Source organism: Streptomyces sp. N35 (assembly GCF_016464295.1).
In the GTDB taxonomy this organism is placed as follows: domain Bacteria; phylum Actinomycetota; class Actinomycetes; order Streptomycetales; family Streptomycetaceae; genus Streptomyces.
This window is the reverse complement of the sequence record NZ_JAEIMH010000059.1, coordinates 1-2,202: the sequence shown is the minus strand read 5'-3', so window position 1 is coordinate 2,202 and position 2,202 is coordinate 1. Positions and strand designations below refer to the sequence as shown.

Below are 2,202 nucleotides of genomic sequence, written 5' to 3'. Positions count from 1 at the left end.
CTCCCCCCCGCGTCCGGGGGGGGGGGCCCCCCCGGGGGGGGGGGGCCCACCCTTCCCGTTTGCTCAAAGCGCGTGCCGCACCCAGACGTTGGGCTCCACGTACACGGCGTAATCCCGCTCGGGTACGCAGTGCACGGGTACCAGCGCGCCGGGGATCTCGATCTCGCCGCCCTTGTCGAAGGGCTGCCCGGTCCACTCGCGCCACTGGGCGAGCGTGCCGTTCACACACATCGACACGGGCGCGACCTTCTCGATCACACCGCCGGCCCGTACGTGCACCCGCAGCCAGGGGTCGGTCGGCAGACCGTCCTCGTCGCGCACCCGCAGCACGTACTCCTCGATCGGGGTGAGCGGCTCCAGGTGCTTGGCGTTGGGCCGCACCGGGGCGACGACCTCCGAGAAGCCGCGGGCCCGTGCGTTGTCGCGCATCGCGCCGAGCATCGTGTGCGAAAGGCCCCTGCCCTGCTGCCCGTCGGCGACGCTGATCTCGATGGCGCTCACGGTGTCGGGCGTGCGCCCGTACTTCAGATCGGAGAACGCCCACTGCAGCACCCTGGCCCAGCCGCCCGCCGGAAGCTCCCCGCGCCCGCGTGCGTTCAGCGCGAACGGCACGCTCATGGCCTTGGCCACCACGGCGCCGCCGCCGTCGGTCGCGACGAGGGTGTAGTCGGGCAGCTCGTCCGCGATCCGCGGGTAGTGCGACCAGCCGACGAGATCGTGGCGCACGAACTCGTTCCAGGTCTCGGGCATCTCGTCCATCGCGCCCTGGAGGTGGGGGCGTTCGGCGAGGGTGGTGACCGTGATGTCGCTCATGCGGGCACGGTAGCCGGGACCCTGAAGGCCGCCAAGCGGTTTTCCGGCGGCCCGGTCGGCCTTGAGCAGTCGGCCTTGAGCAGTCGGCGGTCCGCCCGCGACCGGTCCACGTTCAGCTGCGATCAGTCCGCGTGGAAACGGCCGGGCGCCACCGTGGGCGCGTTCCCCACCGGCAGGGCCTGCTCCGGGCAGCCGTCGAGGACCCGGCGCATCGCATCCTGTTCCGCCGAGGTCACCCACACCCCGTACTTCCGCTTCACCGCGACCTGCCCCGCCACATACGCGCAGCGGTACGACTTCACCGGGGGCAGCCAGGTCGCCGTGTCGCCGTCGCCCTTGGAGCGGTTCACGCTCGCCCCGACCGCGAGCAGATTCAACGGGTCGTTGGCGAACGCGATGCGCTTGCCGGGCTTCCACTGCTGCGCGCCCTTCTGCCACGCGTCCGAGAGCGCCACCAGATGATCTATGTCGACCTGGCTGCGCCCGCGTTCGAACGAGATGTCCTTGCCGCTGTACGGGTCGGGCGCCAGCTTCCCGGCGACCACCTTGCAGTCGTTCTCGGTACGCGCCTGCTCCAGGTCGCGGGCGAGGATGTCGTCCCGGGTCCCGCAGCCGTTGGAATCGGTGTCGGCCCAGGGGCTGCCGAAGCGGGAGCGGTCGTAGCCGGTCTTGGGCGCGCGGCCCTTCACGGTCAGCTCCTCGACGGCGGCGAGCGCCGATCCGGGCTTGCCGCCGGCGACCGGCCTCTCCCCGCCGGGCGGCTTCTCCTCGACGGGCGTACAGCCGACGGCCACCGCCGTGAGCAGTGCACACCCCAGCAGCGTGCGAACGCGCCCCACCCCGGTCCCTCCCCTGTGACGTCCCTGCGACGGGCACCGACCCTACCCGGCCGGCGATACCGGGTACCACGGGCGTACCCGGCCATTCCTTGGCATCGGTGGGCATTTGGTCGAGGGCGGGCGTATGGTCGGAAGCGACGGGCGAAATGTGGCATATGTGCCACCTTCCCTACGCCCCCCGCCCCCGAAGGGAGCCCACGCATGGGTCTCGGCGACAAGATCAACGAAATGAAGGAAAAGTTCGGCGGCCAGGCCGAGGACAAGGCCAACGAGGTCGTCAAGAGCGTCGGTGACGAAGTCGACGAGAAGACCGGCGGCAAGTACGCCGAGCACGTGGACAAGGCGCAGCAGGCCGCCACCGAGCAGATCGACAAGCTCGACGGCAAGCAGGGCTGACCACAGGGCCCCACCGCACCACTGCGAGAAAGAGCCGTCCGCGGTCCAGCACCTCCGCGGACGGCTCTCTCGTACGCTCAGACTCCAGCACCTCCGCGGACGGCTCTCTCGTACGCTCAGACTCCAGCACCTCCGCGGACGGCTCTCTCGTACG

General features: G+C 70.8%; 3 protein-coding genes. 1 reads left to right on the top strand and 2 read right to left on the bottom strand.

Annotated features, from left to right (window positions below; genetic code table 11):
• Nucleotides 1-63: 63 nt before the first annotated feature.
• The gene (locus JAO81_RS28130; RefSeq protein ID WP_199550763.1) at nucleotides 64-813 is read right to left on the bottom strand and encodes an N-acetyltransferase; all 750 of its coding nucleotides are present in this window, start codon (nucleotides 811-813) and stop codon (nucleotides 64-66) included.
• Nucleotides 814-935: 122 nt separating this feature from the next.
• Nucleotides 936-1,652: an HNH endonuclease family protein gene (locus JAO81_RS28125; RefSeq protein WP_199550762.1), complete on the bottom strand. Its 717-nt coding sequence runs from the start codon at nucleotides 1,650-1,652 to the stop codon at nucleotides 936-938.
• 201 nt (nucleotides 1,653-1,853) lie between these two features.
• Here JAO81_RS28125 and JAO81_RS28120 point away from each other — a divergent pair, with 201 nt between their 5' ends.
• Nucleotides 1,854-2,048: an antitoxin gene (locus JAO81_RS28120; protein WP_199550761.1), complete on the top strand. Its 195-nt coding sequence runs from the start codon at nucleotides 1,854-1,856 to the stop codon at nucleotides 2,046-2,048.
• Nucleotides 2,049-2,202: the final 154 nt, after the last annotated feature.

Bases quoted from the DNA above. Each gene is read 5' to 3' on its own strand.
- JAO81_RS28120 (WP_199550761.1), top strand. From the start codon at position 1,854: ATGGGTCTCGGCGACAAGATCAACGAAATGAAGGAAAAGTTCGGCGGC.
- JAO81_RS28130 (WP_199550763.1), bottom strand. From the start codon at position 813: ATGAGCGACATCACGGTCACCACCCTCGCCGAACGCCCCCACCTCCAG.